This window comes from Pseudomonas sp. SWRI179 (genome assembly GCF_014268705.1).
GTDB classification, from domain to species: Bacteria; Pseudomonadota; Gammaproteobacteria; order Pseudomonadales; family Pseudomonadaceae; genus Aquipseudomonas; species Aquipseudomonas zanjanensis.
Map to the genome: position 1 here is coordinate 1 of NZ_JABWRA010000108.1, position 5,600 is coordinate 5,600.

2 tRNA genes and 3 rRNA genes are annotated in these 5,600 nt (G+C 51.7%); all 5 read right to left on the reverse strand.

Features of this window, described 5'->3' with window-relative positions:
• A 5S ribosomal RNA gene (gene rrf, locus HU767_RS28355) occupies positions 1-83 on the reverse strand; the annotation flags it as partial.
• Between the two features lie 156 nt (positions 84-239).
• Positions 240-3,131: ribosomal RNA gene (locus HU767_RS28360) — 23S ribosomal RNA — on the reverse strand.
• A gap of 242 nt (positions 3,132-3,373) precedes the next feature.
• Positions 3,374-3,449, reverse strand: a tRNA-Ala gene (locus HU767_RS28365).
• A gap of 10 nt (positions 3,450-3,459) precedes the next feature.
• Positions 3,460-3,536, reverse strand: a tRNA-Ile gene (locus HU767_RS28370).
• Between the two features lie 123 nt (positions 3,537-3,659).
• Positions 3,660-5,196, reverse strand: a 16S ribosomal RNA gene (locus HU767_RS28375).
• Positions 5,197-5,600: the final 404 nt, after the last annotated feature.

The following is a 5,600-nucleotide window of genomic DNA, read 5'->3' on the forward strand; positions in this document are numbered from 1 at the left end:
CCCACACTACCATCGGCGATGCATCGTTTCACTGCTGAGTTCGGGATGGGATCAGGTGGTTCCAATGCTCTATGGTCGTCAAGAAATTCGGGTACTGAGTCGTGGCCTGTTGGCCTCGCTTCAGCAAATTGGGTATGTGATAGCGTCGGTGTTTTGTGAGATTCGAACTTTCGGTTCGTTTCGTCTTCACACACCGCAATCTGGCGCTCTTTCGAGTCAGCAAATTGCTTGGGTGTTATATGGTCAAGCCTCACGGGCAATTAGTACAGGTTAGCTCAACGCCTCACAGCGCTTACACACCCTGCCTATCAACGTCGTAGTCTTCGACGGCCCTTCAGGGGACTCAAGGTCCCAGTGAGATCTCATCTTGAGGCAAGTTTCCCGCTTAGATGCTTTCAGCGGTTATCTTTCCCGAACATAGCTACCCGGCAATGCCACTGGCGTGACAACCGGAACACCAGAGGTTCGTCCACTCCGGTCCTCTCGTACTAGGAGCAGCCCCTCTCAAATCTCAAACGTCCACGGCAGATAGGGACCGAACTGTCTCACGACGTTCTAAACCCAGCTCGCGTACCACTTTAAATGGCGAACAGCCATACCCTTGGGACCGGCTTCAGCCCCAGGATGTGATGAGCCGACATCGAGGTGCCAAACACCGCCGTCGATATGAACTCTTGGGCGGTATCAGCCTGTTATCCCCGGAGTACCTTTTATCCGTTGAGCGATGGCCCTTCCATACAGAACCACCGGATCACTAAGACCTACTTTCGTACCTGCTCGACGTGTCTGTCTCGCAGTCAAGCGCGCTTTTGCCTTTATACTCTACGACCGATTTCCGACCGGTCTGAGCGCACCTTCGTACTCCTCCGTTACTCTTTAGGAGGAGACCGCCCCAGTCAAACTACCCACCATACACTGTCCTCGATCCGGATAACGGACCTGAGTTAGAACCTCAAAGTTGCCAGGGTGGTATTTCAAGGATGGCTCCACGCAGACTGGCGTCCACGCTTCAAAGCCTCCCACCTATCCTACACAAGCAAATTCAAAGTCCAGTGCAAAGCTATAGTAAAGGTTCACGGGGTCTTTCCGTCTAGCCGCGGATACACTGCATCTTCACAGCGATTTCAATTTCACTGAGTCTCGGGTGGAGACAGCGCCGCCATCGTTACGCCATTCGTGCAGGTCGGAACTTACCCGACAAGGAATTTCGCTACCTTAGGACCGTTATAGTTACGGCCGCCGTTTACCGGGGCTTCGATCAAGAGCTTCGCGTTAGCTAACCCCATCAATTAACCTTCCGGCACCGGGCAGGCGTCACACCCTATACGTCCACTTTCGTGTTTGCAGAGTGCTGTGTTTTTAATAAACAGTCGCAGCGGCCTGGTATCTTCGACCGGCGTGGGCTTACGCAGCAAGTGCTTCACCCTCACCGGCGCACCTTCTCCCGAAGTTACGGTGCCATTTTGCCTAGTTCCTTCACCCGAGTTCTCTCAAGCGCCTTGGTATTCTCTACCCAACCACCTGTGTCGGTTTGGGGTACGGTTCCTGGTTACCTGAAGCTTAGAAGCTTTTCTTGGAAGCATGGCATCAACCACTTCGTCACCCAAAGGGTAACTCGTCATCAGCTCTCGGCCTTGGAATCCCGGATTTACCTAAGATTCCAGCCTACCACCTTAAACTTGGACAACCAACGCCAAGCTGGCCTAGCCTTCTCCGTCCCTCCATCGCAATAACCAGAAGTACAGGAATATTAACCTGTTTTCCATCGACTACGCTTTTCAGCCTCGCCTTAGGGACCGACTAACCCTGCGTCGATTAACGTTGCGCAGGAAACCTTGGTCTTTCGGCGTGGGTGTTTTTCACACCCATTGTCGTTACTCATGTCAGCATTCGCACTTCTGATACCTCCAGCAAGCTTCTCAACTCACCTTCACAGGCTTACAGAACGCTCCTCTACCGCATCACTTGCGTGATACCCGTAGCTTCGGTGTATGGTTTGAGCCCCGTTACATCTTCCGCGCAGGCCGACTCGACTAGTGAGCTATTACGCTTTCTTTAAAGGGTGGCTGCTTCTAAGCCAACCTCCTAGCTGTCTAAGCCTTCCCACATCGTTTCCCACTTAACCATAACTTTGGGACCTTAGCTGACGGTCTGGGTTGTTTCCCTTTTCACGACGGACGTTAGCACCCGCCGTGTGTCTCCCATGCTCGGCACTTGTAGGTATTCGGAGTTTGCATCGGTTTGGTAAGTCGGGATGACCCCCTAGCCGAAACAGTGCTCTACCCCCTACAGTGATACATGAGGCGCTACCTAAATAGCTTTCGAGGAGAACCAGCTATCTCCGAGCTTGATTAGCCTTTCACTCCGATCCACAGGTCATCCGCTAACTTTTCAACGGTAGTCGGTTCGGTCCTCCAGTTAGTGTTACCCAACCTTCAACCTGCCCATGGATAGATCGCCCGGTTTCGGGTCTATTCCCAGCGACTAGACGCCCTATTAAGACTCGCTTTCGCTACGCCTCCCCTATTCGGTTAAGCTCGCCACTGAAAATAAGTCGCTGACCCATTATACAAAAGGTACGCAGTCACCCAACAAAGTGGGCTCCCACTGCTTGTACGCATACGGTTTCAGGATCTATTTCACTCCCCTCTCCGGGGTTCTTTTCGCCTTTCCCTCACGGTACTAGTTCACTATCGGTCAGTCAGTAGTATTTAGCCTTGGAGGATGGTCCCCCCATATTCAGACAAAGTTTCTCGTGCTCCGTCCTACTCGATTTCACTTCTAAGATCCTTTCGCGTACAGGGCTATCACCCACTATGGCCGCACTTTCCAGAGCGTTCCGCTAAAATCAAAGAAGCTTAAGGGCTAGTCCCCGTTCGCTCGCCACTACTAAGGGAATCTCGGTTGATTTCTTTTCCTCAGGGTACTTAGATGTTTCAGTTCCCCTGGTTCGCCTCTTGCACCTATGTATTCAGTACAAGATAACCATCTTATGATGGCTGGGTTCCCCCATTCAGACATCTCCGGATCAAAGTCTGTTTGCCGACTCCCCGAAGCTTTTCGCAGGCTACCACGTCTTTCATCGCCTCTGACTGCCAAGGCATCCACCGTATGCGCTTCTTCACTTGACCATATAACCCCAAGCAATCTGGTTATACTGTGAAGACGACATTCGCCGAAAATTCGAATTTCTCAACTAAGAGAACTCACAAATTTTACCTTAGCCTGATCCGTTACCAGTGAAAGTAACGTCCAGTCTATCTTTCTATCACATACCCAAATTTTTAAAGAACGATCTAATCAAAAGACTAGAAATCAACATTCACCATCACCTTGATGGAATGCTCATTTCTAAGCTTTCAGAAGCAGTTTATGGTGGAGCCAAGCGGGATCGAACCGCTGACCTCCTGCGTGCAAGGCAGGCGCTCTCCCAGCTGAGCTATGGCCCCATAACAAAATTGGTGGGTCTGGGCAGATTCGAACTGCCGACCTCACCCTTATCAGGGGTGCGCTCTAACCAACTGAGCTACAGACCCAATTTCGAGCTTGTAACTGTTAGCTGTGAGCTATCAGCTTGGAGCTTAAAGCTGCTTCTATCGTCTTCTTCAATGAATCAAGCAATTCGTGTGGGAGCTCATGGAGCAGCTGCGGTCGTCGATTAAGGAGGTGATCCAGCCGCAGGTTCCCCTACGGCTACCTTGTTACGACTTCACCCCAGTCATGAATCACACCGTGGTAACCGTCCTCCCGAAGGTTAGACTAGCTACTTCTGGTGCAACCCACTCCCATGGTGTGACGGGCGGTGTGTACAAGGCCCGGGAACGTATTCACCGCGACATTCTGATTCGCGATTACTAGCGATTCCGACTTCACGCAGTCGAGTTGCAGACTGCGATCCGGACTACGATCGGTTTTGTGGGATTAGCTCCACCTCGCGGCTTGGCAACCCTCTGTACCGACCATTGTAGCACGTGTGTAGCCCAGGCCGTAAGGGCCATGATGACTTGACGTCATCCCCACCTTCCTCCGGTTTGTCACCGGCAGTCTCCTTAGAGTGCCCACCATAACGTGCTGGTAACTAAGGACAAGGGTTGCGCTCGTTACGGGACTTAACCCAACATCTCACGACACGAGCTGACGACAGCCATGCAGCACCTGTCTCAATGTTCCCGAAGGCACCAATCCATCTCTGGAAAGTTCATTGGATGTCAAGGCCTGGTAAGGTTCTTCGCGTTGCTTCGAATTAAACCACATGCTCCACCGCTTGTGCGGGCCCCCGTCAATTCATTTGAGTTTTAACCTTGCGGCCGTACTCCCCAGGCGGTCAACTTAATGCGTTAGCTGCGCCACTAAGAGCTCAAGGCTCCCAACGGCTAGTTGACATCGTTTACGGCGTGGACTACCAGGGTATCTAATCCTGTTTGCTCCCCACGCTTTCGCACCTCAGTGTCAGTATCAGTCCAGGTGGTCGCCTTCGCCACTGGTGTTCCTTCCTATATCTACGCATTTCACCGCTACACAGGAAATTCCACCACCCTCTACCATACTCTAGCTCGACAGTTTTGAATGCAGTTCCCAGGTTGAGCCCGGGGCTTTCACATCCAACTTAACGAACCACCTACGCGCGCTTTACGCCCAGTAATTCCGATTAACGCTTGCACCCTCTGTATTACCGCGGCTGCTGGCACAGAGTTAGCCGGTGCTTATTCTGTCGGTAACGTCAAAACACTAACGTATTAGGTTAATGCCCTTCCTCCCAACTTAAAGTGCTTTACAATCCGAAGACCTTCTTCACACACGCGGCATGGCTGGATCAGGCTTTCGCCCATTGTCCAATATTCCCCACTGCTGCCTCCCGTAGGAGTCTGGACCGTGTCTCAGTTCCAGTGTGACTGATCATCCTCTCAGACCAGTTACGGATCGTCGCCTTGGTGAGCCATTACCCCACCAACTAGCTAATCCGACCTAGGCTCATCTGATAGCGCAAGGCCCGAAGGTCCCCTGCTTTCTCCCGTAGGACGTATGCGGTATTAGCGTCCGTTTCCGAGCGTTATCCCCCACTACCAGGCAGATTCCTAGGCATTACTCACCCGTCCGCCGCTCTCAAGAGGTGCAAGCACCTCTCTACCGCTCGACTTGCATGTGTTAGGCCTGCCGCCAGCGTTCAATCTGAGCCATGATCAAACTCTTCAGTTCAAACATCTTTGGGTTTTGAGAAAACCCTAAACTTGGCTCAGCAATCGTTGGTTACATCTTTGATTTCTCGCGGAGTAACTTGTGATGCTGATAATCTGTTGACTAGCAGTCTGACTCCACAAGCACCCACACGAATTGCTTGATTCAGTTGTTAAAGAGCGGTTGGCTGAGTCTTTCGTCTCAACCGAGGCGCGCATTCTACAGCGCCCCGTGTATCTGTCAAGCGGTTATTTTAAGAAGTTTTCAAAGTTTCGCTTCGGAAACATCAACAACTTCAACCACTTGCGCTTCCGATCTCTCGTTAGCGGGAGGCGAATTCTACAGCGTTACTCGCTGCTGTCAACACCTCTTTTTCACCGCTTTCGACCGAGAAGATCGAACCGCCGATAGAGCCAAACATCACC